The sequence below is a fragment of the Nocardia sp. NPDC051900 genome (genome assembly GCF_044452545.1).
Lineage (GTDB): Bacteria > Actinomycetota > Actinomycetes > Mycobacteriales > Mycobacteriaceae > Nocardia > Nocardia sichangensis.
The window spans coordinates 1-23,984 of sequence record NZ_JBITBU010000010.1; the positions used below are offsets into that span (position 1 = coordinate 1).

Genomic DNA, 23,984 nt, shown 5'->3' on the forward strand with positions numbered 1-23,984 from the left:
CCGCTGGCGACTTCGTCGCGGACGCGGCGGCCGCTCGGACGCGAGCCGGGCCGCGAACGGCGGATGCTCGGTCTCGCTTCGCTCGAAAGACGTGGCTGCGGTGCGCTGAGCGCGTTTGTATGTAAGCCCCGGATCCAGCGCGCGCGGGGTCGGGGCGGCCATTGGCAGGTTGTCGGCAGGCGTGGCTCGCCGGGGACGGGGTAGTCCTCTGGACCGACCGCTCGCAATAACGGCGATGTGGTCGCCACGAGATCACTTGTGGGCCCGACAAGAATCCTTCTCGAGTTCGACTTCAGCAGCTCGAAGTCCGTGCGGTCGTAGTCGCTGTTTCGCCGTATCGAGATCCGGACGGCGCACTCGAGGAACCGGTGCCTCCGTGTTCCGGCTGGGCCTATCCGCCCGTGCGGAACTGCTGCGTTTGTGTGCCCGATGCGTCAGTTGCGCGAACCTCAGCCCAGCCAGGGGTCGGTCAGAGGCTCGGGCGGCGGTCGGTTTCGCCGTGGGCGGAAACACCGCCTGCCCGGAATCGACTTGAACTCAACCATTGTTGAGGTCTTAGTGTCGGTGGCCAGGTCTTGGATGGGGCGGGGAGCGAGAGGGAGAACAACGTGAGCATCGAATCCGTGGCGTGGAGCCAGATGTACCGGCGGGCGAACGCGCCACAGGAACAGCGCCCGTTCCGCCGCGCCACCGCAGGGCGCATCGTCCGGTTCGCCGCGCCGCACCGGCGGCGGATCGGCGCGTTCCTGCTGTTCAGCGTGATATCGGCGGTACTCGCCGTGGCCACGCCGGTGCTGGCCGGCCGGGTCGTCGACCACATAGTCGGCGGCGCTGCGCCGCGGGTGGTGGTCGTCCTCGCGGTGGTGATCGGCGTGCTCGCGGTGTTCGACGCCGGACTCGGGGTGGCGACCCGGTGGATGTCGGCGCGAATCGGGGAAGGGCTCATCCTCGACCTGCGCACCGCCGTGTTCGACCACGTGCAGAAGATGCCCGTCGCCTTCTTCACCCGAACCAGGACCGGCGCGCTGGTCAGCCGGTTGAACAACGACGTCATCGGCGCCCAGCGCGCGTTCAGCGACACCCTGTCCGGCGTGGTGGCCAATCTGGTGACCCTCGCGTTGACCCTCGGGGTGATGATCAGCATCTCGTGGCAGATCACGTTGCTGGCGCTGGTGTTGCTTCCGGTATTCGTGCTGCCTGCGCGCCGGATGGGCAACCGCCTAGCCGATTTGCAGCGGGAAGCGGCCCGGCTGAACGCGGCGATGAGCACCCAGATGACCGAGCGGTTCTCCGCGCCGGGCGCGACGCTGGTCAAGCTGTTCGGCCGTCCGGAACAGGAGTCCGACGAGTTCGCGCTGCGGGCCCGCCGGGTGCGGAACATCGGCGTGCGCACCGCGATGCTGCAAACGGTCTTCGTCACCTCGCTCACGCTGGTGTCCGCGCTGGCGATCGCCTTGGTGTACGGGCTCGGCGGCTGGTACGCGCTGCGCGGGCAATTGGACGCGGGCGCGGTGGTGTCGCTGTCGCTGCTGCTGACCAGGCTCTACACGCCGCTCACCGCGCTGGCCAGCGCGCGGATGGAGATCATGGCCGCGCTGGTGAGCTTCGAGCGCGTCTTCGAAGTACTCGACCTGAAGCCGCTGATCGAGGACGCGCCGGATGCGAAAACGGTGCCAGCGGGCCCGGTCGCGGTGGAGCTGGACGCGGTGCGCTTCGGCTACCCGTCGGCCGACAAGGTGTCGCTGGCCTCGCTGGAGGACGTGGCGAATCTGGACACCCGCGGCGGGGTGGAGGTGCTGCACGACGTGTCGCTGCGCGCCGAGCCCGGTCAGCTGATCGCGCTGGTCGGCTCGTCGGGCGCGGGCAAGTCGACCATCGCGCAGCTGGTCTCCCGCCTCTACGACGTAGACGCGGGCGCGGTGCGGTTGAACGGCGTGGACGTGCGCGAGCTGACCACCGGATCGATCCGCGACACGGTCGGGCTCGTCACCCAGGACGGACACCTGTTCCACGACACCATTCGCGCCAATCTGCTGCTCGCGCGGCCGGAAGCCACCGAGGACGAACTCTGGGACGCACTCCAGCGCGCCCGGCTGCGCGACTTGGTCGCGTCGCTACCGGACGGGCTGGAGACCGTGGTCGGCGAGCGCGGCTACCGGCTCTCCGGCGGTGAACGCCAGCGCCTGACCATCGCGCGCCTGCTGCTCAAGCAGCCGCGCGTGGTGATCCTGGACGAGGCGACCGCTTCGCTGGACTCGACCTCGGAAGCCGCCGTGCAGGAGGCGCTGTCCGAAGCGCTGGAGGGCCGGACCGCGCTGGTGATCGCACACCGGCTGTCCACCATCCGCGCCGCCGACCAGATCCTGGTTCTGGAAGACGGCCGGATCGTGGAACGCGGCACGCACCCCGAGCTGCTGAACGCCGATGGCCGCTACGCGGAGCTGTACCGCACGCAGTTCGCCGAGGAACCCGTCACGGCCGCGGCGTGATCCGTCGTCCGGTCAGCTCGCCGTCTGGTCCGCGGTACAGGTCGTGTCGGCGTCCGGCAGGGTTCCCGCGCCGAAATAGGTGTTGATCGCGTTGTTCACGCAACTGCTCAGCTCCGGCCGGAACGTCATGTGGATACGGACGTCTTGCAAGGTGACCATCCGCGACTGCGACAGATACTGGTGCAGCCGGACGCCGTGCGCATAGGGAGTGCGCGGATCTCCCGTCGCCTGCACGATGAGCGCGGGCACCGCGTTCCGCACCACGGTCGCGGGTTCGACCGGTCGAGGCCAGAAGGCGCACGGCTGGATGTTGCCCGCCAGCGCGCCGAACACCGGTTGCGTGGCCCGGCTCTCCTCGATGTTGCGCCAGTACCAGAGGGGATCGATGGGCGCGCTGACATCGCCGCAGGCGACCTCCGCCAGGACGGAGTTCTCGTTGTCCCGCAGCGCCGCCACGATGGCGCGCAACCGCGGCGTCTGCGAGGTCGTGGGCGGACCGCCCGCGGCGTCGGCGAGTTCGCGCACCGTCGCGGCCAGCGGTTCGTTCAGCCGGAAGTTCCACAGCAAGGCGTGCAGGATGAACGGCAACCAATGGTCGTCGATCGCGAATCCGTCGATGACGATCGGCTGGCGGTGGACGATGCGGACCAGCTCCTCGATCTTCGCGCGCACTTGCTGCGGTGTCGCGCCGAGCCGGAACTCTTCGTCGTGGGCGGCGGCCCACACCGCCCAATCGTCCAGCGCGATCTCGTCGGCGGGTCCCCAATCCTGTACCAAGCCCGTCCAATACCGATCCGGGTCGATCGCGCTGTCGAGCACGACCCGATCGCTGCGCTCGGGGAACATCTGGGTGAACACCGCCCCGAGATACGTGCCGTAGGACAAGCCGTAGAAATTGATCTTCTCCTCGCCCAGGGCCGCCCGGACGACGTCCATGTCCCGCGCCGTATTGCGAGTGGTGAACTGCCGCACCAACTCCGGATCACGAACGACGCAGCTCGCGGCCATGCCTGCGGACTGAACGGTGTCGTGCGCGAAACCCAGCGGATCCAGGCCCGCCGACCGGACCATCTCGCCGACCGGCCACCCGCACCGCGGACTCGAGGTCGATTCGCCGACTCCGCGCGGGTCCATCCCGATCAGGTCGTAACTCGCCAGCACGTCGGTCGACAGCACGTCACCGAGCAGATCCACACTGTCCAGGCCCGGGCCGCCGGGACCGCCCGGATTCGACACCAGGATGCCCCGCCGCCGCGCCGGATCGCTCGCCTTCACCCGGGATATCGCCAAGGTGATCGTGCGACCGTCGGGACGCTCGTAGTCGAGCGGCACGAGGACATTCGCGCACTCGCCACCGGCTTTGTCCAAGTTCTCGACGCCGCACGGCTTCCACTCGAGCGTCTGGCGGTAGAAGCGGTCCGCGCCGCTCGGGTGCGAGTCGGCCACCGGCTCGGCCCGGCCGTACGCGGGCGCGGCCAGCAGTGCGGACACCGCCACTATCGACATCGAACGCCAGAACGGATTCGTGGACAACGAAATTCGCCTCTCGACCGGAGCGAGCACGTAGGTGGATGCGGAAGAACCGTATCGGATCGGTGCTCGCGACGGTGGCAACGGCTTCCCCCGCGCGGCGAGCTCCGATCGAGGCCGTCCGCGGAAGGGGAGCACGCTCGGGCGAACCGGCGAAGCCCGGCTCGAACGAATCGAGCCGGGCTTCGCTGATCGGTCTCATGCCCTGCGGTCTCGGTAGGTCCGGAACGCATCCGGCGTGGATGTCGTCCGAGTGCTACCGAGTACTTGCGGTCAGAATTCGCCCTTGACGCCGAGAACGGTGCGCCCCCGGTGGCTGCCGTTGCGGATGGAGTGCAGCACCCGCTCCACATCGGTGATCGGAGCGTAGTTCTCCAGGGTCGAAAGATGCTGCGGTCGTAGTTCTTTGCCGAGCTGGGCCCACACCTCCCTGCGGCGCTCGATCGGAAGGTTGACCGAATCGATGCCTTCCAGGGTGACGCCGCGCAGAATGAACGGCATCACCGTGGTGGGCAGTTCCGCTCCGCCGGTGAGCCCGCTGGCCGCGACCGCGCCGCCGTAGCCGATGGCGCTCAGCACGTAGGCCAGCGACGCGCCGCCGACGCTGTCCACGGCCGCGGCCCACCGCGCTTTGGTCAATGGCCGCGGCTTGGCGTTCGGGTCCTCCGGCAGCCTGCCGATCACCTCGTTCGCACCGATCTCGCTGAGCAGATCGTTCGCGTCGGTCTTGCCGGTGGAAGCGATGACTTCGAAGCCGAGCCCGGAGAGAATGTCGATGCTCACGCTGCCGACCCCGCCGGTCGCGCCGGTGACCAGCACCGGGCCCGCGTCCGGCATGAGGCCGCGATCGAGCAGGGCCTGCACGCTCAGGGCCGCGGTGAACCCGGCGGTGCCGAGCGCGGCCGCGTCGCGCAGGCTCAGGCCCTCCAGCTTGACCACCCATTCGGCGGGCACCCTGGCGTATTCGGCGAAGCCGCCGTTGTGCGCGACACCGATGTCGTATCCGTGCGCGATCACCTGGTCACCCGGGGCGAAATCGTCGTCGGCGGACTCGACCACCTCGCCGACGATGTCGATCCCGGGGACGATCGGGTAGTTGCGCACCACACCGCCGCCCTTGGTGATCGCCAGCCCGTCCTTGTAGTTCGCGCTCGAGTAGTGCACTTTGATCGTCACGTCACCCGGCCCGAGGAAATCCTCGCCGGCCTGCTGCCGGGTCAGGACGATCCCGCTATCCGATTCGTGTGCCACCATCGCCCAGAACTCCATGCGGACGAGCATACGAGCGTCCGGACGGGTCCGGGAGTTACCGCGGCAGGAGTTCCAGCCGCACGCCGAGCAGACGAACCGGGCGGTCGAGGTCGAACCGTTCGATGATGCGCAGCGCCGTCTCGGCGATTCGCGCGACGTCGATGGTCGGTTCGGGCAGTTTTTCCTGTTTGCTGCGTGTGTAGAAGGTGTTCGTGCGCACCGTCACCGAAACGCGGGTGCCGATCCGGCCCGCCGCGGCCATCTCCTCGGCGACCTCGGTGGCCAGCCGCGCGACCTGGGCGCGGATTTCGCCGGGATCGGTCAGATCGTGCGGGAAGGTCTCGGATTTGCTGCGGCCGATCGGGATTCGCGGTTCGGTGGTGACGTCCGTATCGCCCTTGCCGTGGCCGAGCACCCAGAGATACGGACCGGTGTTCGGCCCGAATTCGGCGGCGAGTCGATGCCGGTCCGCCGTCATCAGCTCGCCTACGGTCCCGATACCGAGCTCGGCGAGCCGGGCGGCGATGCGGTTGCCGATGCCCCAGAGCGCGTTGGTCGGGCGATGGGCCATCACCTCGGTCCAGTTCGCGGCGGTGAGCCGGAAGACGCCCGCGGCGGCGCCCGCATCGGCGGCGGGCTCGGCCGACGACTTGCCCGCCGACTTGGCGAAGCCGGTCGCGAGCTTGGCGGTGAGCTTGTTGTCCCCGATGCCGATCGAGCAGGTCAGTTCTAGTCCGGCGATCGCGTCGCGCACCTGCTGCGCGAGGGCTTCCGGGTCGTCGGTGTCGGCGGCGAGGAACGCCTCGTCCCAGCCCCACACCTCGACCCGCCCCGGAAACGTCCGCAACAGGGCCATGACCTCGTCGGAGGCGTCCTCGTAGGCGGCCATGTCCAAAGGAAGGAACACTCCGTCGGGGCACTTGCGCTGAGCGCTGCGCAGCGGCATTCCGGCCCGCACACCGAACCCGCGCGCCGGATAGGACGCGCAGGTCACCACCTTGCGCGGTTCGGCGGGATCGCCGTGGCCGCCAACGATGACCGGCAGCCCCCGCAGTTCCGGATGGCGGCGGAACTCCACCGCCGCCTGGAACTGATCGAGATCGACATGCAACAGCCATCTGGCCACATGCCGTTCTTACCGCAGGGGTGCGACACCCGGCCGCAATTCCGGCGCGAGCGCCCGCCGACCGGCATCGCCGCACCCGCCGCCGGTCGTGCCATCGTCCGCAGCACCGCGATGAGTCCCACTGCCTGATCCCCTCACACGGATGCCCTGACATTGCGCGGCCCGCAGAACAGAACTAAATTCTGGATATGAAGATTCGAGATCGGTTGCTACTGGCAGCCGAGCGCCAGTTCGCCGAGCACGGGGCGCTCGACGCGACGCTGACCCAGATCCGGGGCGCGGCGGGCGCCAGCGTCGGTGCGCTCTACCACCACTTCCCGGACAAGGCCGACCTGTACCGGCAGGTGTGGGCCAACGCGCTGGCGGACTATCAGAAGCATTTCTGGGCGGTGGTCGGCGACAGCGCCGACGCGCGGGAAGGCGTCACCGCCGGTGTGCGCGAACACTTGCGGTGGGTGAGCGAAAATCAATATCGCGCAACGGTACTCACCTCCGCGCGGCCGCCGGGAGTGCGCGAGAGCGAGAGCAATCGCCGCTTCATGTCCGACGTGACGCGGTGGTGGCGCACCCACGCGGGGTACGGGGTGGTGCGCGATGTGCCCATCGATCTGGTCTACGCGCTGTGGCTGGGTCCGGCGCAGGAATACACCCGGCAGTGGCTGGGCGGTGACATGCGCGTCGCCCCTGCCGAAGTCGCGGGCGAGCTGGCCGACGCCGCCTGGCTGGCGCTCGCCGCCGATCGCACCGCGGCCGCAGGGCAGCTGTCCGAGTGACCGCCACCAGCACCCTCGACCTGGACAGCGCCAAGAAGGTACTCGCCGCCCAGCCCTTCGCCACGCTGATCGGCACCGAGATCACCGCCTTCGGCGACGGCGCCGCGACCCTGATCATCCCGCTGCGCCGCGAACTGACCCAGCAATTCGGCTACGTGCACGGCGGCGTGCTCGCCTATGCCGCCGACAACGCCCTCACCTTCGCCGCGGGAACGGTTCTCGGCGCGAACGTACTCACGGGAGGTGTCACCATCACCTACCTGCGGCCCGCCGCCGGCGACCGGTTGCGCATCGAGGCATCCGTCACCGGGGCGACGCGCCGCCAGGCGGTTGCCCACTGCGCGATCTACGCGGAAAGCTCCGGGCGCGAAGCGGTCCTGTGCGCGGTGGGCCAAGGCACCACCCGGCTCGCGGAAACGGATCTGGCCGGCACGAACACCAGCCCCTGACGAGGTGAGGTGCATCGAGGGTCGCCCGGACCTGGCGAGCGATTCGCCGCTCCGGTGCTTCCCCACCGCCGCGCAACGTCCCTCCGGCGCTCCGCCGGTCGGCGGCATGCGAAAGGCCGGGCCCGGATAGCTCCGTGCCCGGCCCGTTCCGCCCAAGGTCAGGCGTGCCTCCGCCTTCGCTCCGGCCATGCGTGGGCTGAGGACGGACTACGTCCGCTCGCACCCATCAGGCGGTCGCCGCGAAGGCAGGCCCCAAGGCAGGCTCGGCGACCGGCTCGATCGCGTAGGCCAGGATGTCGGCCACGTCGGCGACCGGCCGGACGTCGAGCGCGGCCAGCACTTCCGCCGGAACATCGTCCAGATCCGGCTCGTTGCGCGCCGGGATGAACACCGTCTTCAATCCGGCCCGCTGGGCGGCGAGCAGCTTCTGCTTCACGCCGCCGATCGGCAGCACCCGGCCGTTCAGCGTGACCTCACCGGTCATGCCGACGTCCGATCGCACCTGACGACCCAGCGCCAGCGACACCAGGGCGGTGACCATCGTGACGCCCGCGGACGGCCCGTCCTTCGGCACCGCACCCGCCGGGAAGTGGATGTGGATATTGCGATCCAGCACCGACGGCTCGATGCCGATCTCCTCCAAGTGCGAGCGCACGTAGGTCAGCGCGATCTGTGCCGACTCCTTCATGACGTCGCCGAGCTGGCCGGTGAGGGTCAGCGAGCGCTCGCCCTCGGCGGCGTTCGCCTCGATGTAGAGGACGTCGCCGCCCGCGCCGGTCACGGCGAGGCCGGTGGCCACACCTGGGACGGCCGTGCGTTCCACCGAGTCGGGAGTGAAGCGCGGACGACCCAAGTAGTCCTTCAGGTCGTCCAGACCGATCGTCAGGGCTCCGGCGTCACGCTCGACGTCGTAACCCAGTTCGGGGTCGTAACCCGATCCGGTTTCGCGCTCCGACAGCCGCGTGGCCGCTTTGCGCAGCGCCTTGGCGATCAGCCGCTCCATCTGCCTGACCCCGGCCTCCCTGGTGTAGTCGGCGGCGATCTCGCGCAGCGCTTCCTCGCTGATCGACACCTCCTCGGCGGTCAGCGCGTTGCGCTCCAGCTGCCGCGGCACCAGGAAGTCGCGCGCGATGGCCACCTTGTCGTCCTCGGTGTAGCCGTCGACGGTGATCAGTTCCATCCGGTCCAGCAGCGGGCCGGGGATGGTCTCCATGACGTTCGCGGTCGCGATGAACAGCACGTCGGACAGGTCCAGGTCCAGATCCAGGTAGTGATCGCGGAACGTGTGGTTCTGCGCCGGGTCCAGCACCTCGAGCAACGCGGCCGCCGGGTCGCCGCGGAAGTCCGAGCCGACCTTGTCGATCTCGTCCAGCAGGACGACCGGGTTCATCGAACCGGCTTCCTTCATGGCCCGCACGATCCGGCCGGGCAGCGCGCCGACGTAGGTGCGGCGGTGACCGCGGATCTCGGCCTCGTCACGCACGCCGCCCAGGGCCACGCGGACGAACTTGCGGCCGAGGGCTCGCGCCACGGACTCTCCCAGCGAGGTCTTGCCCACGCCGGGCGGACCGACCAGCACCAGCACCGCGCCGGACCCGCGTCCGCCGACCACCTCCAGGCCGCGGGCGGCCCGGCGAGCGCGGACGGCCAGGTACTCGACCATGCGGTCCTTGACCTCGTCCAAGCCGTGGTGGTCGGCGTCCAGCACCGCGCGGGCGGCCGAGACGTCGGCGCTGTCGGTGGTCTTCACCGTCCACGGCAGCTCGAGCACGGTGTCCAGCCAGGTCCGGATCCAGCCGGATTCCGGGCTCTGATCGCTGGCACGCTCCAGCCTGCCGACTTCGCGCAGCGCCGCCTCACGCACGGTGTCGGGCAGGTCGGCCTGCTCGACGCGGGTGCGGTAGTCGTCGGCGCCGTCGGGCTCGTCCTCGCCGAGTTCCTTGCGGATCGCGTTGAGCTGCTGGCGCAGCAGGAATTCGCGCTGGCTCTTCTCCATGCCCTCGCGCACGTCTTCGCTGATCTTCTCGCTGATCTCGGCCTCGGCGATGTGCGCCTTGGTCCACTCGATCAGCGTGGTCAGCCGCTCGGCCGCGTCGGGGGTCTCGAGCAGTTCACGCTTCTGCTCGGAAGTCAGGTACGGGGCGTAACCCGCGGTGTCGGCGATGGCCGACGGGTCGGTCAGCTGATTGACCGCGTCGATGATCTGCCAGGCCTCGCGGCGTTGCAGCACCGAGACGACCAGCTTCTTGTATTCGGCGGCCAGTTCCTTCGTGCGACCGTCCGGAGCAGGCGTCTCGACCGGCTCGGCCTCGACCCACAGCGCGGCCCCCGGCCCGGTGACACCGTGTCCGATCTTGGCGCGCCGTTCGGCCTTGAGGACGGCCGCCGGGGCTCCGCCGCGCATCCGGCCGACCTGTTCGATGGTGGCGACCACGCCGTAGGTGGCGTAGCCCTCGTTCAGCCGCGGCGCGAGCAGCACGGCGTCGGTCTTTGCGGCGCGCGCGGCATCGATCGCGGCCTGCGCCGATTCGTCCAGTTCGATGGGCACGACCATGCCCGGCAGCACGATCGGATCGGTCAGGAACAGCACCGGCAGGTTCTGAGGTGTAGTCACGTCTTCGACCTTCCAAAAGTTGAGCGATGCCTACTCAACCCCGGGGTGTGTGGGTTTGTTCCGCCCCGACCGGTCCGTTCGCTGACGGCGAAGTGCAGACCGGTACGGCCCCCGCTTCGCGTTGACACCCCGTCCAAGGCAATGAGAACGTTGGGGCCTTGATATCTCATACCGGCGGTACCGCCGGATCGGCCTAGGGAGTCCCATCGATGTCGTCGCTCGCCGCTGGCGTGTTCATCGACTGGGAGAGCGTGACCGGGCAGCCGAAATTCGTAGTCGACCTGATCACGTTCCCGATCTTCAGCGCGCTGGCGGGGTGGCTGACGAACTGGACCGGCGTGCTGATGCTGTTCTGGCCGATCGTCTTTCGCGGCATCCGCATCCCGGGCCTGCACGTGCTCTATCCGTACTTCCCCCGCCGGGTGCAAGTGCTGCCGACCTTCTCCAGCGACGGCCGGCGCCTCGGATTCCAGGGCTTCATCCCGGCGCGGGCGGAGAAGATGGCCAGCATCTGCGTGGACAAGGCCCTGATGCGGATCGGCAGCCCCAAGGATTTCATCCACGAACTCGATCTCGACGGCATCGCCGACTACATCGCGGTGCTGGCGCGGCAGCAGGTGCGCCCGCTGGTGGACGAGCTGATGTACCGGGAGAACCCGGACCTGTGGCGTACGGTGCCGCGCGCCGCCAAGCAGCTGATCTACCAGCGAGTGGATCGGGAACTGCCCGCACTGTCGCGCCGCGCGTTCGCGTCGCTGGGCGACAACGTCGACCAATTGATCGGCATCAAGGGTTTCGTGATCCGCTACCTGCAGGACAACCCGGCCATTCTGAAGGACTTGACCACCACCATCGCGGCGCCGGAACTGCGCTTCATGGTGCGCATCGGCTTGCTCGGCGCGCCCTTCGGCGTGCTGCTGGCTCTGTACCTGCACGTGCACCAGCAGATTCCGGTGCTGGGCTTGGTCCCCGGCTGGGTGATCGTGCTGCTCGCCTCGGCGGCGATCGGCGTGATCGTGAACGTCATCGCGGTGAAGATGGTGTTCGAGCCGGGTGATCCGCAACCGAGGTACAAGTACCTGTGGAAGCAAGCACTGCTGGCCAAACGGCAGCCGCAAGCGGCGACCGATCTGGCGCACATCCTGGCCTACCAGGTGCTGACGCTGCCGAATCTGTCCAAGGAGCTGCTGGAAGGCCCGAACGGGGACAAGACCAGGCAGTTGCTGGAGCGCTTGATCGCCGACGAGATCCATCGTCAGCTCGGGCCGACCACCACACTCGTGCGGGCGGCGCTGGGGCGTCGCCAGTTCGACAACCTCACGGTGGGCGCGGCGGGCGCCGCGGTCGGCTTGGCGCCGACCCTGGTCGAGGACGAGGAATTCACCCGGGAGCAGGCCAAGACCATCGACGAGTTCGCCGCGCGTAAGCTGCGGCGGCTCACGCCAGGGGAGTTCATGGAGATGTTCTACGCCTCCGTCGAGCAGGACGCCTGGCTGCTGTATCTACACGGTGCGGTCCTCGGACTCGTCGTCGGAGCCGCCCACTTGATCCTTTTCGGCTGGTAGCAGGGCCGGAACCGGCAAATAAAACAAGCATGCTTGCCTTTTTTTGGGCTCGCTGCGATGCTGGACGACGGTGGCGCACGAGGCGGTGGGCCCGGAACCGGCAGGGGCACAGATGGCTGATCTAGAGGCGTTGCTCGGCGACTTCGCCGACGAATGCGCGGACCTGGAACGACTCGTCGCCCCGCTGGCGCCCGCGGAATGGGCGCGCGCCACACCCGCGCCCGGGTGGACCATCGCACACCAGATCGGGCATCTGGCCTGGACCGATGAGATCGCGGCGATCGCCACCGCGGACGCCGCCCGCTTCCAGCAGTTGCTGACCGAAGCCGGACCTCGCGCGCTCACGTTCGTCGACGAGGCCGCCGAGAAGGCCGCGACCGAACCGCCCGCCGAGTTGCTCGACCGCTGGCGGCGTGGGCGCGCGTCGCTCACCGCCGCACTGCGCGCCGTGCCCGCGGGCGCCAAACTGCCGTGGTTCGGCCCGCCCATGAGCGCCGCGTCGATGATCACCGCCCGCATCATGGAGACCTGGGCGCACGGGCAGGACGTGGCCGATGCCATCGGCGTACACCGCTCGCCCACGGCGCGGTTGCGCACCGTGGCCCATATCGGCGTGCGCACCAGGAATTTCGCCTACACCGTGCACGGAATGACCCCGCCCGCAGCGGAATTCCGGGTCGAACTCACCGCGCCGGATCGCACCGTCTGGTCGTGGGGCCCCGAGGACGCCGAACAGCGGGTGACCGGACCCGCACTCGACTTCTGTCTGCTGGTGACACAGCGCCGCCATCCGAACGATCTGGAAATCTTGGCGCACGGCGACGACGCTGCGGAATGGCTCACTATCGCACAAGCTTTCGCGGGACCGACGGGCGAAGGAAGGACAGCGGGCCAGTTCGCCTGACCCGCCCACACCCGGCCCGATCCATGCGGAATCGGGAGCGGGCGAGCGCCACACTTGGGTGCGCCGTGTTCATGTCGACGGCCGGACGCCGTTGGCCGGGTGTCTCGAGATGGCAGTCGAGAATGGCGCTCGCCAGCTACCCGGATATTTACCCGCCCGTGCGTTCACGGAAACATCGACGCCATGCACGCCAGGGCGCACCGGCTCGCACCGTGCCGCGCCTGTTGTGATTCCGCTCTCTTCGATGAGGTATGCCCCTCCACCGCACAGGTAATCTGGTCGGGCGTACAGCTTTCCATGGTGCTGATCGCCTGTGGGGAGCAGCGTCGCAGGGAAAGGAGCGCATCGTGACAGCACACCGACCTGCCCAGGTCGCACGGCATGCCGCCGTCGTGCTCGCCGGTGCGGCCAGTCTCAGCCTGACCGTCGCGGCCGGCGCCTATATCGTCCACCAGATCGCCGATACGCAGCGCCCCGATACTCCGATCGCCGCGCCGGTCACCCCAGCCGCCCCGGACGAGCCCGATCGCGGACGAGGCACGGGCTTCTATCCCGTGCTGACCGGCAACAGCTTCGTCTTGCCCGCAGCGGTTTCCGCTCCGCGTGCCCGCCAGCCGGAAATCGCCGAGCCGCAGGTCGATTCGCCTGCCACACCGCCTGGGCGCACGCCGCTGGGCGGGAAAGTTCGATTCGGTGACGCCTACGTCGGCGCGCAAGTCGCGGAGAGCGCGGCCGACACGGTCTCGGTCACCGTGGACACGAATGCCTTGACGGCGCTCACGGGTCTGTTCCGCTCCGGCTCCATGCCGGAGCAACCGGGCGCCGTGACCACCATGCGCACCGACCTCGATACCCAGCGCGGCGAGGTGCGAGTGGCATTCTCCGACCCGAGTCTGGGCGAGCACGACCTGCGCCTGGATCGGCACCCCGCTCCCGCGGCGAAAGGAACCGACGAACGCGCGTCCACGCACGGCGCAGCGGATTCCACCGTGGTGTGACACACCGTTTACCCTGCTCGGCATGAGCGCCTACGACTTCTGCGTCATCGGCGGCGGCATCGTCGGCGTGGCGACCGCGCACCGGATCCTGGTGCGCCATCCCGGTGCGAGCCTGGTGCTGCTGGAGAAGGCAGAGCGTCTGGCAGTCCATCAGACCGGGCACAACAGCGGCGTCATCCACTCCGGCATCTACTATCCACCGGACAGCCTGAAGGCCGAGCTGTGCCGCCGGGGTGCGCGATGGACCAAGGATTTCGCGGCGGCACACGACATTCCGTACCGGGTCTGCGGCAAATTGCTGGTCGCCACCGACGATGCCGAGTACGGACGCATGCTCGCACTGCACGAACGTTCCGTCGTCAACGGCGTGGCCGTCGAGCTGATCGACGCCGCGGAGCTCGCGCGGCGAGAACCGCGCGTCACCGGTGTCGGCGCTCTCCTCGTCCCGGACACCGGCATCATCGACTTCACTCGGGTGACCGAGGCGCTGGCCGAGGAAGTCCGCTGCGCCGGTGGCGAATTCGTGCTGGGCGCCGAGGTCGCGACGCTCACCGAGACCTCGGACGCGGTGACCGCCGCCGGCCCGACCGGGTCGTGGACAGCTCGCCGCCTGGTGGTCTGCGCGGGGCTGCAAGCCGACCGGATGGCACGAGCCGCCGGGCTGCACACCGACTTTCGCATCGTTCCCTTCCGCGGTGAGTACTACCAGCTGCCGCGGGAGCGCAACGGCCTGGTCAGCACGCTGATCTATCCGATCCCCGATCCGGAATTGCCTTTCCTAGGCGTGCATCTGAGCCCGACGATCGACGGAGCGCTCACGGTGGGTCCGAACGCGGTGCTCGGTCTCGCGCGGGAGGGCTACCGCAAAGGCAGTCTGGACCTGCGGGACGCGCGAGAAGTGCTCGGGTTCCCAGGTTTTCACCGCGTCGCCAAGGCGAACGTGCGCACCGGCCTGCGAGAGCTGCGCAATTCGCTGTTCAAGCGGGGATACCTGGCACAGTGCCGCCGCTACTGCCCGGAGCTGACGCTCGCCGATCTGCTCCCCCGGGAAGCGGGAATTCGCGCGCAAGCGGTATTGCGAGAAGGAACCTTGGTGCACGACTTCATGATCGAGCGCACCGAGCGCTCGGTTCATCTGCTCAACGCCCCTTCACCTGCGGCGACCTCGGCCATGCCGATCGCGGAATACATCGTCGACCAACTCTGAGCGCGCTCCGGAGGAGCCTTTTCCCAAGCAACTACTCGGTCGCAATCTTGCGATTCATCGCATCGAATCGCGCCGAGCCCTCGAATAAAGAGGAGAGCTGTAGTACTTTTAACGCCAGTCGTGGAACAGGGAGGGCCTATGGGCCACATCAAGTACGCGAGTGACGTCGGAGCGCCCGTCGAGGTCGCTTTCAACTACACGGACAACCATCTATTCGTACCGGATTGGATGTTCGGGATCGCGGACTTCGTACCGACCGGCGACCAGGACCGCGGACTCGGCGCGGTCTTCGCCACCACCAGCCGCCTCGCGCTCTGGCAGCCGACCGCCACCTGCGAGATCACCGAATACCGTCGCAACGCGGTGATCGGGTACGCACTGCGCGGACATTTCTCCGGCACACTGCGGCTGCGCTTCGACCCGCTCGGTTACGGGCGCTCGGTGCTGACCTCCGAGGCGGAGTACAGTCCACCTCGCGGAGTGCTCGGACGCCTGAGCGCCGGCCTGCTCGACGCCGCGGTGAGAACGGCGTTGCGCCGCACGGAGTCGCGGTTACGGAGGGAGATAGAGGAATTCCACGGTACCGATCTTGTCGGTCGGATTGCGTAGGGTGCCAGCCATGATCATCGTGAGCACCGACGGATCCTGCCTCCGCAATCCCGGCGGCGCCATCGGCTGGGCTTGGGTCAATCATCAGGGCTCCTCGGCGAGTGGGGGAGCCGCTTCCGGAACCAACCAGGTCGCGGAGTTGCGCGCGGTGCTGGAGGCGATCGTCGCCCACCCCGGGTCCGAACCCCTGCTCATCGAGAGCGATTCGCTCTACGCCATCAAATGCGCCTCGGAGTGGGTGTCGGGATGGCGGCTCAACGGCTGGCGCACGTCGACCGGTGGGGCGGTGAAGAACGTCGAACTCGTCCGGCAGATCGATCGGGCCATCGCGAGCAGGCCGGGACCGGTCCGGTTCCGTTGGGTCCGCGGACACGTCGGCAACTATTTCAACGAGCAGGCAGACGCACTGGCCGGAGAAGCGGCTCGGCAGGCCGCGGTCACCGCGGCTGTCGCCGAGGCGAACACCGTGGAAATGCTCGCGGTGACTGTGGAGGAAACGCCGACGGCGCCGGAAGCGCCGAAAGACGAGGCCGCGGGGAAGGCGGCCGCGCCGTCGGCGCCACAGGCTCTGACGCTGTTCTGATGCGCCCGCCGAAGGGCCGCGAGCTGCCCGAATGACCTCCGGCGGTGGTGGCTCGGCCCACCGCCGGAGGCGCTCGGCTAGTTGCCCGGCTGCGGTACGGGCTGACCAGATGGTGCGGGCTGCCCCGGGGCGCCCGGCGCGGGAGCACCGCCCGGCGCGGGAGCGCCCGGCAGGCCGGTGCCCGCGCCCTTCAACATCGGCGAATCGAGCTTCTCGACCAGCCACTTGTCGCCCGACTTGTGCAGCTGGGCGATCACCACGACGAACTGCCGCTCGGGGTTGGCCTGGGTGAAGTTGGTCCGGTACTGCGTGAGGGTCACCAGCACCTTGGCCGAGGTCTGGTCACCGGACTGGTAGCCGCACTGCACGTCATCGACCCAGGACTTGACCTTGGCCTGCACCATGGCGTCCTTCAACGCCTTGGTCGCGTCGTCGAACTCCTTGAGGAACTCGCCCGACGAGCCCGCCTTCACCGTGGTGAAGTAGTCGTCGAGGTTCTTCGAGTAGTCGTAGACCGAGACGTCCTTGCCGAACGCGCACGCGGCGTTGGTCGAGTCGCGGATCGCGTCGAGCTTGTCGCCGCGGTCCTTACCCTGCAAGAAGAACACGACCACCGCGGTGATCGCGGCGACCGCGAGCACGCCGGCCACGAACGCGGCCACCAGCGGAAGCGAGGTGGATTTCCCGGCCTTGTCTGCCTTCTCCGCCTTGGACAGGTCGGGCTTCGCCGCGCCGGCGGCATCCTGCGACTTCTCGGTCACCGCGTCGGTGTCGTGGTCGGAGGCGGGCGTGGTCTCGGCGTCCTTGCCGGTCTCGGCGTCGTCGGTAGACATCGATAAAACCTGCACTTTCCCGGCGCGCGTCGGTGCGCACCGATTGGCTTCAGCGGCCCGCGACAGCGAACCTTACGGGTTCCACCGGCGAGTATGCCCGCCCGGCGGGACGACCGCCGGGCCGGGTACGACTCACCGCACCGGAGGCAGCGTCCGCTCGTTGGGATCCACGCCCGGCGGCATGTGCGCGCCGTTGTCGGGCACGTCGGGCCGCGGCGCGTTGGCGGCGCCGCGGATCTGCTGACCCGGCGGCGGGTTCTCACAGTAGTTCCACTTCGGGATCGTGCCGTCCTGCACGACCTCGTTGCGGATCTTGGGAGTGTTGTAGGTGCAGAACGGCCGCGGCCAGATGTCGATCATCGCGTGGAACTCGCCGTCGTGCGCCGGAATGCCGAGCGCTTCGCCACCGAGCGCGAGCGAGGGGAACAGCGCGCGCAGCGCGGGCAGTCGCAGCTGCGCCGCCTTCGTGATCGCCTGGAAGTTGGTCGCCAGGCTGGTGATCGGATCGGCCGTCTTGTCCACCACCGCGCCCAGGCTGGTGAGCTGGCCCGGCGCCGTCTCCAGCACCCGTTGCAGTTCCGCGTTCGCCTTGTTGAACTGCTCGAACAGCACGCCGGAGTTGCTGGTCAGCGTGGCCAGATCGGGCTGCGCCATGGACGTGGTGTTCGCGATCGTGCGCAGGTTGGTGATCAGATTCGTGGTCTGCGGCAGCAGCGAATCCAGGCCCGCCATCGCCAAGCTGATGCCGTTGACCAGCCCGCGCAGCTGATCCGGGCCTCCGCTCAGCGCGATGTCCAGCTCGTTCAGGATGACCTGGAAGTGATCCGGGTCGATCTGCGCGATCAGGGCGCTGGAGTTGTCCAGCACCGACCACACCGGCGTGGGCGTGTGGATCTTGTCCGGATCGAACTTGATCACCGCGCCGTTGGCCAGATACGGCCCCTGCTCGGCGTTCGGCCGGAAGTCGATGTACTGCTCACCCGCACCGGACAGCGCTTGCACCGCGATCTGGGTGTCCACCGGGATCTTGTACTTCGACTCGATCTGCGCGGTGGCGGCGATGGCCTGGCCGCGATCGGTCAGCTGGATCGAGGTCACCTTGCCGATGCGCCAGCCGCGCAACGTCACGTCGTTGCCCGGCTGCAGACCACCGGAACGGTCCAGATTCACCGTGACCGTGTAGTCGGACCGCAGCGGGTTCACCCGCATCACGTTCACCATCAGGTAGGCGGCGCCGACCAGCAGCACGAGCACCAGACCCAGGTTCGACAGGAAGATCTTGCTTCCGAACACTTTGCGCACGGAGGTCATCGCTGGCCTCCCGCCACTCGACCCTGAACGAGTTGGAGCACCTGGATCAGGCTGCCCGCGAAGTCCTGCAAGTCGTTGAGATCCTGGAGCTTGCCGTGCTGCGGATCGGTGAGCGCGCTGATGTCCAGGTTGGTCGCGGTCGCGTACACCGCGAAACTGCTGCCGCGGAAGGTCGCGTCCACCTTCGGCCGAATTACCCGCAGCCGATCCAGCAGGACGCCGAAGCCGTCACCGGTCTTCGCGATGGCATCCATCAGCTGGCGGGTGTTGTCCAGCAGCCCGTTCAGGTTCTCGGTCGAGGTGTTCGCGTAGTCGCCCAGCGCGGCGCTGGTGGTGGACAACTTGGTGAGCAGATCGCCGAGGGCCCGGTTGTTCTCGGCGATCGCGCCGATCATCTGCGGCAACGTGTCGGCCACCTCGCCGAGCTCCGAGCGCCGCCCCTCGATGGTGTTGGCGAGGGTGCTGAACTCGCCGAGCACGCTGTCCACCCGGGCGGAGTTGGCGTTCAAACTGCCGACCACTCCGGTCATCTCGGTGATCAGATGGGCGAGCTGCTCGCCACGCCCGCCGACGATGGAGTCCAGCTCCGAGCCGAGCTTGGAGAGGCTGGCGATGCCGCCGCCGTTGAACAGCATGGAGACCGAGATGAGCAACTGCTCGACGGTCGCGCCCGCCGAGGTGCTGTCGATGGTGAGCGTGTCGCCGTCGTGCAGCATTGCCGCGCCGGGCTCGGTCTTGGGCTTGGACACCGCGACGAACACGTCACCGAGCGGGGTGGCCTGACGCAGTTCCGCCGTGCTGCCCTTGGGCAACTCGATGTCCTTGCGGATGGTCAGGTCCACGATGGCCTGGAAGTTCTTGGTCTTGATGTCGGTGACCACGCCGACGTCCGAACCGCCGATCTTCACCTTCGCTTGGTCGGGCAGGTTCAGCGCGTTCTCGAAGACCGCGTGGATGGTGTAGGTCTCCCCGCCCTGGCCCGGTTTCGGCAGCGGCAGCTTCTCCACGGTGAGCCCGCAGCCGGAGGTGACCGCCACACCGGCCACCGCGGCGACGGCGACCAGTGCCCTGCGTGCCTTGATCGTCATTCGGTACGTCATTTCGTCAGTCCGAGCAGTGCGGCGGTGAGCCCGTAGTCGGGGCCGAAGTCCTGCATGTTTCCGGTGCGGCAGCCATCGGCCTTCATCTGGATGCGTTCGCAGAACAGGCTGACGATCTCACCCGACAGCGCGGTGCCGATCACCGCGTGCAACCGGACGTACTGATGCTCGCGGTTGATGATGTTGTCGACGTTCTGCATGACCATCGGCGCCAGGTCGGCGACCTCGGTGAGGCCGCGAGCGTTGTCGCGCAGCTGCTGGGTCACGTTGGTCAGACCGGTCATCGTGCCCTGCAACTGGTCCTGGTACTGCGTCAGCGTGGTGCTCGTGTTCTGCAGGAAGGCGAGCAACTGGTCGAGTGTGGCCTGCAAGCCGGGAGCCTGTTCGGCGAGCAGGCCGGTCATCTGGGTCACCCGGTTGCTGAAATCGCGCACCGACTGATCGTTGTCGGCCAGCATGGTGGTGAGGTCGTTCAGCTTGATGATGATGCTGGAGATCGCGTCCTTGTTGTCCACACCGACCTTCAGCGCGCTGGACAGCGCGTTGAGGGTGTCGCGGATCTTCTCGCCGTTGCCGTTGAGCATCGGATACAGCACTCGACCCGACAACGGGCCGAGGCCCTCCTGTCCCGGCTCCGGCTTCAACGCAGCGGCGAACTGATCGATGGTCTTGATCATCGTGTCCAGCTCGACCGGGGTCTTGGTGCGGGCCTTGGGCAGGTGCGAACCGTCGGACAAGGTCGCACCGCCGGTGTACACGGGGGTGAGTTCGATGTGCCGGTCGGTCACGATGGACGGCGAGATGATCGCCGCCATCGCGTCCTGCGGGATCTTCACGTCCTTGGCGAGGGACATGTGCACCTCGATCAGCGTGCCCTTGGGCACGATCTTGTCGACCTTGCCCACGTCGAGCCCGAGCACCGTGATCGGGTTGCCTTCGTAGATGCCCGCGATGTTGTCGAAGTCGGCGGTGATCCGCAGGGTGTTGCCCAACGCGTCGTTCACCGAACTCGGCAGCAGCGAGCAACTGCCGACCGTCAGCGCGGCGGCGCTGATCAGGAGCGTCTTCGCGACGGTCCTCAGCGGAAAGCCCGTGCGGAATTTCATCCCTGGCACCCCTCGATAACTTGGGCGAAGCACAACCAGTTGTCCGGGAAAAGCCACGGCAGGCCGACATCGCCGTACGGACCGCTGCCACCCCAGGAGTTGGCCAGGTAGCGCAGGGTCGGCGGCATGAGCGACAGCATCCGATCCAGGTTGTCCTTGTTCTTCTGCAGGCCCTCGGCCATGGTGTTCAGCTGCTGGATGGTCGGGCCGAGCTGATCGTTGTTCTCCGCGCCGATCGCCTCCAGCTGCTTGGTCAGCGCCGCGACGTTGTCCAGCAGTTGGCGCAGCAGCGCCTGGCGCTCCATCACCCGGTTGGCGATGGCCTCGCCCTGGGTGATCACCAGCAGGATGCTGTTGCGGTTGTCGGCGAGGATCCTGGTGACCCGATCCAGATCCTTGAGCAGGGCGTCCACTTCGGTCTTGCGGCTGTCGATGACCTTGGCCAGCGCGCCGACGCTGTCCAGCGCCTGGGCGGTGAGCTGGGGCGAGCCGTTCATCTGCTCGTTGATCAGGTTCAGCGAATCGGCCAGCTTCTTGGTGTCGAGCGCCTCGAACTTCGGAGTGCCCACCTGCACCACGTCGGCCAGGTTGTACGGAACCGAGGTGTTGGACACCGGGATCCGCTTGCCCTTCAGCCCCGAACCGTCGCCGGGCTCGAGGTCGACGTATCTGGCGCCGAGCAGCGTGGCCATCTTGATGGAGGCACGCGCGTCCGGGCCGAGTTTCACGTCGTCGCTGACGCTCAGCGTGAGCAGCACGTGACTGCCCTCTAGTTCGGCGCCGACCACCCGGCCCGAGGACACCCCGGCGATGTTCACCTTGTCGCCGACCCTGATGCCCGCGGCCTGCACGAACTCGGCCTTGATCGACTGCTCGCCGACGCCGATCAGCTTGTAGACGCTGGAAACCAACAGCAGCACCACGATGAGGGCGCCGCCGATGATGCCCAACCAGAAGTACCGGTTGCTCTCGAACCTGGACCTGAGCTTCGTCATCATGGGCGGCACACCGCCGAGTGCGAGGTGCCACCGATCTGGGAGAACAGGCCGCGGGGGAACAGGACACCGTAGAGCGACACGTCCAGGCCGCACAGGTAGGCGTTGGCGTAGCCGCCCTCCGAGGTGTGCCTGCCCGCCGCCGACAGGACGTTCGGCAGGTCGATCGCGGCTTGGTCGAGCTTGGCGCCGTTGTCCAGCAGTAGCGTCAGCGCCGCGCTGGTGGAGTTCTGCGCCGTGCGCAGACTCGGCTGGACCCGGTCGAGCATGCCGACCACCGATGTGGTCGCGCTCGCGATCTGCTCGGTCGAGGCGAGCAACGACTGTCCCTGTTCGTACAGCCCGCCGATCAAGGCCCGGGTCTGGGTCACCAGGGTCTCCAATTCATCACCTCGTTTCGCCAACCCGGACATCACGCCCGACAGGTTGGTGATCACATCGGACAGGATCGCGTCCCTACGCTGGAAGTCGGTGGCCAGCTGGGCGGCCTGGACGATGAACGCGCTCAGCGAGACGCCGTCACCTTGCAATGCCTGGATGAAGGTTTCCGACAGCCGGTTGACCTGTTCGGGCTGCAACACCTGGAACAGCGGCTGGAACCCGTTCAGCAGACCCGACACGTCGAACGACGGCTCGGTGCGGTCGATCGGGATGGAACCATTGTTCTTCAGCGGCGCGGGGTTCGACCCCTTGCCGGGGGCAAGCGCCACGTACCGCTGACCGATCAGATTCTGGTAGCGGACCAGCGCTTTGGTGTCGTTGTAGATCGTCTGGTCGCGCTGCACCACGAAGGTGACCTTGGCGACCGACTTCTTCAACTTCCCGTCGCGGCCGAGCTCGATCTTCTCGACCTTGCCGACCCGAACGCCCGCCATGCGGACGTCGTCGCCCTCGTGCAGGCCGAGCACATCGGAGAACGTGGCGGAGTAGGTGTAGGTGTCGCCGCTGACGATGCGCGCCAGCGTGTTCCACACCACCACCGTCACCAGGATCGACACGATGGCGAAGATGCTGAATCCGATCAGCGGTTTGCGAATGCTCATCGTGCGGCACCGTTGTCGGCCACCTGCATGGTTCCGCCCTTCAGAATCGTGCTCAGCAGCAGGTATTCGGCGGTGGTCGGCGTGCGGCCGAGCAGCGCGGTGATCGCCGAGTCACCCCGGTAGGAGATCGGCGCCGCCGACGGCGTGCCCCCCGGCGCGGCGGCCGGAGCCGTGGGCGCGGGCGCTGGAGCCGCGGCGGGCGGGAGCAGTCCCGGGGGCAGCATCGGGAACAGACCCTCGAGCGGGGTGCCCGCGAACGGAGCGGGAGCGCCGCCGGTCGGGGCGGCCGCGGTGGCGCGGTTCGGATCCGGGGTGGTGACGCCGGGAATCAGCGGCAGACCGGGCATCGGCACCACCGGAGGAAGCCCGGCGGCCGAGGCGAGCGCGCGCGGCTTCAGCTGCTCCGGCAGCTCGCCGACATCGGCGACGGCGGGGGCGGTGTAGCAGCTCGGTCCGACCATCTCGCCGTAGCGCGGGCAGTCGGCCACGGTGTAGGGCCGGTATGGGGTGAGCGTGATGCCCGCGTCCCAGACCTGCTGCTTCTGCGGACCCCAAGTGAACGTGGTGTCCATCCGGCGCATGGTCTCGCTGAGGTTCAGCAAGCTCCTGGTGATCGCGTCGGGGTCCGCGGCGAGGGCGCCGAACATGTCGTTCGTGCCCGCGGTGACCTCGATGCCCACGTTCGGGTTACGCGCGAACAGGTCGTTCACCGTGTCGATGGTTCCGCTGCTGCCGGTGATCAGCGAGACCAGCTCGCTGCGCCGGTCGGCGATGGTGCGTGCGGTCTGCACCGAGCTGCCGAGCACGTCGACCAGCTCGGGCGCGGACTGGTTGAGCGCGTGGAACGACGCGGAGAAGTCGCCGAGCAGCACACCGAGATCGGGAATCGACTCGTCGACGGCCAGCAGCCAGCGGTCCAGCCGCTCGACGGTGGAGCCGGGCATCCGGCCGCTGCCGTCGAGAGCCTGCGACAGGGTGCCCAGCACCCGGCCGAACTGCACCGGATCGATCTTGTCGAGGATGTTGCGGACCGTGGTGAGCGTGTCCTGCAGCGCGATGGTGCCCTTGCTGCGGTCTTCCTCGATGACCGAGCCCTCGTGCAGGTACTGGTCGGCCGGACCGTTGAAGACGAGTTCGACGGAGGTGACGGCGAACAGGTTGCTCGGCACCACGCGAGCGGTCACGTTGGACGGGATGTCGCCGGCGAACTCCGGCTTCATCTCGATCCGCACCTGCTGCAGCTCGCCCTTGGCCGCCACGTCGACCGTCTTCACCGCGCCGACGAGCACGCCGCGGAACTTGACGTCGGCCTGCTCGGGCAGACCGTCACCCGTGGTGGTCAGGTTGGCGGTGACGTTGACCTTCTCCTGGAAGTAGCCCTTGTAGCGCAGCATCAGGAAGCCGAGCACCAGCGCGAACACGACCAGACCGCACACGCCTGCGATGAGCAGCTGCCGCATCGTGGGCCCGCGCCCACTGGGATCGATGATCATCTGGT

General features: G+C 68.0%; 20 protein-coding genes. 9 read left to right on the forward strand and 11 right to left on the reverse strand.

Annotation, left to right across the window (positions count from 1 at the left end; all coding sequences use genetic code 11):
- Positions 1-608: 608 nt before the first annotated feature.
- Entirely contained in the window at positions 609-2,489 is a 1,881-nt protein-coding gene (locus tag ACIA5H_RS18445) for an ABC transporter ATP-binding protein (RefSeq protein WP_397076888.1), read from the forward strand.
- A 12-nt stretch (positions 2,490-2,501) separates the two neighbouring features.
- On the opposite strand, the gene ACIA5H_RS18450 is transcribed toward ACIA5H_RS18445, so the two are convergent.
- The 3 genes from ACIA5H_RS18450 to ACIA5H_RS18460 form a co-directional block, all read right to left on the reverse strand.
- A complete protein-coding gene (locus tag ACIA5H_RS18450; protein WP_397076889.1) occupies positions 2,502-4,022 on the reverse strand; it encodes an alpha/beta hydrolase in 1,521 nt (506 codons plus the stop codon).
- A gap of 270 nt (positions 4,023-4,292) precedes the next feature.
- Positions 4,293-5,288, reverse strand: coding sequence for an oxidoreductase (locus ACIA5H_RS18455; protein WP_355078875.1), 996 nt, complete (start codon positions 5,286-5,288; stop codon positions 4,293-4,295).
- 37 nt (positions 5,289-5,325) lie between these two features.
- Positions 5,326-6,396, reverse strand: coding sequence for a DNA polymerase IV (locus tag ACIA5H_RS18460; RefSeq protein WP_379249555.1), 1,071 nt, complete (start codon positions 6,394-6,396; stop codon positions 5,326-5,328).
- A 188-nt stretch (positions 6,397-6,584) separates the two neighbouring features.
- On the opposite strand from ACIA5H_RS18460, the gene ACIA5H_RS18465 reads away from it, so the two are divergent.
- Together ACIA5H_RS18465 and ACIA5H_RS18470 are read left to right on the forward strand one after the other, a co-directional pair.
- Entirely contained in the window at positions 6,585-7,169 is a 585-nt protein-coding gene (locus ACIA5H_RS18465; RefSeq protein ID WP_397076890.1) for a TetR/AcrR family transcriptional regulator, read from the forward strand.
- Positions 7,166-7,618 (forward strand): PaaI family thioesterase, encoded by a 453-nt coding sequence (locus ACIA5H_RS18470; protein WP_397076891.1) that lies wholly within the window; start codon positions 7,166-7,168, stop codon positions 7,616-7,618. Before ACIA5H_RS18465 ends, ACIA5H_RS18470 begins: the two co-directional genes overlap by 4 nt.
- A gap of 226 nt (positions 7,619-7,844) precedes the next feature.
- Here the strand turns inward: ACIA5H_RS18470 and lon are convergent, their stop codons facing one another.
- Complete coding sequence (lon, locus tag ACIA5H_RS18475; RefSeq protein ID WP_355078977.1) at positions 7,845-10,172, reverse strand: endopeptidase La; 2,328 nt, start codon at positions 10,170-10,172, stop codon at positions 7,845-7,847.
- 269 nt (positions 10,173-10,441) lie between these two features.
- On the opposite strand from lon, the gene ACIA5H_RS18480 reads away from it, so the two are divergent.
- From ACIA5H_RS18480 to ACIA5H_RS18505, 6 genes are all read left to right on the forward strand, one after another.
- Entirely contained in the window at positions 10,442-11,797 is a 1,356-nt protein-coding gene (locus tag ACIA5H_RS18480) for a hypothetical protein (RefSeq protein ID WP_397076892.1), read from the forward strand.
- Positions 11,798-11,909: 112 nt separating this feature from the next.
- Positions 11,910-12,701: a TIGR03084 family metal-binding protein gene (locus tag ACIA5H_RS18485; RefSeq protein WP_397076893.1), complete on the forward strand. Its 792-nt coding sequence runs from the start codon at positions 11,910-11,912 to the stop codon at positions 12,699-12,701.
- 347 nt (positions 12,702-13,048) lie between these two features.
- On the forward strand, positions 13,049-13,699 hold the full coding sequence (locus tag ACIA5H_RS18490) for a hypothetical protein (protein ID WP_355078869.1): 651 nt from the start codon (positions 13,049-13,051) through the stop codon (positions 13,697-13,699).
- Between the two features lie 22 nt (positions 13,700-13,721).
- Entirely contained in the window at positions 13,722-14,906 is a 1,185-nt protein-coding gene (gene lhgO / locus ACIA5H_RS18495; protein ID WP_397076894.1) for an L-2-hydroxyglutarate oxidase, read from the forward strand.
- A gap of 138 nt (positions 14,907-15,044) precedes the next feature.
- Complete coding sequence (locus ACIA5H_RS18500; RefSeq protein ID WP_355078867.1) at positions 15,045-15,515, forward strand: SRPBCC family protein; 471 nt, start codon at positions 15,045-15,047, stop codon at positions 15,513-15,515.
- 10 nt (positions 15,516-15,525) lie between these two features.
- On the forward strand, positions 15,526-16,098 hold the full coding sequence (locus ACIA5H_RS18505; protein WP_355078866.1) for a ribonuclease H: 573 nt from the start codon (positions 15,526-15,528) through the stop codon (positions 16,096-16,098).
- Positions 16,099-16,175: 77 nt separating this feature from the next.
- On the opposite strand, the gene ACIA5H_RS18510 is transcribed toward ACIA5H_RS18505, so the two are convergent.
- From ACIA5H_RS18510 to ACIA5H_RS18540, 7 genes are all read right to left on the reverse strand, one after another.
- On the reverse strand, positions 16,176-16,931 hold the full coding sequence (locus ACIA5H_RS18510) for a hypothetical protein (RefSeq protein ID WP_355078865.1): 756 nt from the start codon (positions 16,929-16,931) through the stop codon (positions 16,176-16,178).
- A gap of 132 nt (positions 16,932-17,063) precedes the next feature.
- A complete protein-coding gene (locus ACIA5H_RS18515) occupies positions 17,064-18,242 on the reverse strand; it encodes an MlaD family protein (protein ID WP_379249567.1) in 1,179 nt (392 codons plus the stop codon).
- Positions 18,239-19,330: an MCE family protein gene (locus ACIA5H_RS18520; protein ID WP_379249569.1), complete on the reverse strand. Its 1,092-nt coding sequence runs from the start codon at positions 19,328-19,330 to the stop codon at positions 18,239-18,241. The genes ACIA5H_RS18515 and ACIA5H_RS18520 overlap by 4 nt, the downstream gene beginning before the upstream one ends.
- Positions 19,331-19,338: 8 nt before the next feature.
- Complete coding sequence (locus ACIA5H_RS18525) at positions 19,339-20,448, reverse strand: MCE family protein (protein WP_397076895.1); 1,110 nt, start codon at positions 20,446-20,448, stop codon at positions 19,339-19,341.
- Positions 20,445-21,446 (reverse strand): MCE family protein, encoded by a 1,002-nt coding sequence (locus ACIA5H_RS18530; protein WP_397076896.1) that lies wholly within the window; start codon positions 21,444-21,446, stop codon positions 20,445-20,447. The genes ACIA5H_RS18525 and ACIA5H_RS18530 overlap by 4 nt, the downstream gene beginning before the upstream one ends.
- The gene (locus ACIA5H_RS18535) at positions 21,443-22,486 is read right to left on the reverse strand and encodes an MCE family protein (protein WP_379249575.1); all 1,044 of its coding nucleotides are present in this window, start codon (positions 22,484-22,486) and stop codon (positions 21,443-21,445) included. The genes ACIA5H_RS18530 and ACIA5H_RS18535 overlap by 4 nt, the downstream gene beginning before the upstream one ends.
- The gene (locus ACIA5H_RS18540; protein ID WP_397076897.1) at positions 22,483-23,979 is read right to left on the reverse strand and encodes an MlaD family protein; all 1,497 of its coding nucleotides are present in this window, start codon (positions 23,977-23,979) and stop codon (positions 22,483-22,485) included. The genes ACIA5H_RS18535 and ACIA5H_RS18540 overlap by 4 nt, the downstream gene beginning before the upstream one ends.
- Between the last annotated feature and the right edge of the window lie 5 nt (positions 23,980-23,984).

Coding starts and splice junctions, on each gene's coding strand:
- ACIA5H_RS18505 (WP_355078866.1), top strand. CDS start 15,526: ATGATCATCGTGAGCACCGACGGATCCTGCCTCCGCAATCCCGGCGGC.
- ACIA5H_RS18455 (WP_355078875.1), bottom strand. CDS start 5,288: ATGGAGTTCTGGGCGATGGTGGCACACGAATCGGATAGCGGGATCGTC.
- ACIA5H_RS18465 (WP_397076890.1), top strand. CDS start 6,585: ATGAAGATTCGAGATCGGTTGCTACTGGCAGCCGAGCGCCAGTTCGCC.
- ACIA5H_RS18535 (WP_379249575.1), bottom strand. CDS start 22,486: ATGAGCATTCGCAAACCGCTGATCGGATTCAGCATCTTCGCCATCGTG.
- ACIA5H_RS18515 (WP_379249567.1), bottom strand. CDS start 18,242: ATGACCTCCGTGCGCAAAGTGTTCGGAAGCAAGATCTTCCTGTCGAAC.
- ACIA5H_RS18530 (WP_397076896.1), bottom strand. CDS start 21,446: ATGATGACGAAGCTCAGGTCCAGGTTCGAGAGCAACCGGTACTTCTGG.
- ACIA5H_RS18510 (WP_355078865.1), bottom strand. CDS start 16,931: ATGTCTACCGACGACGCCGAGACCGGCAAGGACGCCGAGACCACGCCC.
- ACIA5H_RS18485 (WP_397076893.1), top strand. CDS start 11,910: ATGGCTGATCTAGAGGCGTTGCTCGGCGACTTCGCCGACGAATGCGCG.
- ACIA5H_RS18540 (WP_397076897.1), bottom strand. CDS start 23,979: ATGATCATCGATCCCAGTGGGCGCGGGCCCACGATGCGGCAGCTGCTC.
- lhgO (WP_397076894.1), top strand. CDS start 13,722: ATGAGCGCCTACGACTTCTGCGTCATCGGCGGCGGCATCGTCGGCGTG.
- ACIA5H_RS18480 (WP_397076892.1), top strand. CDS start 10,442: ATGTCGTCGCTCGCCGCTGGCGTGTTCATCGACTGGGAGAGCGTGACC.
- lon (WP_355078977.1), bottom strand. CDS start 10,172: ATGGTCGTGCCCATCGAACTGGACGAATCGGCGCAGGCCGCGATCGAT.
- ACIA5H_RS18500 (WP_355078867.1), top strand. CDS start 15,045: ATGGGCCACATCAAGTACGCGAGTGACGTCGGAGCGCCCGTCGAGGTC.
- ACIA5H_RS18525 (WP_397076895.1), bottom strand. CDS start 20,448: ATGAAATTCCGCACGGGCTTTCCGCTGAGGACCGTCGCGAAGACGCTC.
- ACIA5H_RS18520 (WP_379249569.1), bottom strand. CDS start 19,330: ATGACGATCAAGGCACGCAGGGCACTGGTCGCCGTCGCCGCGGTGGCC.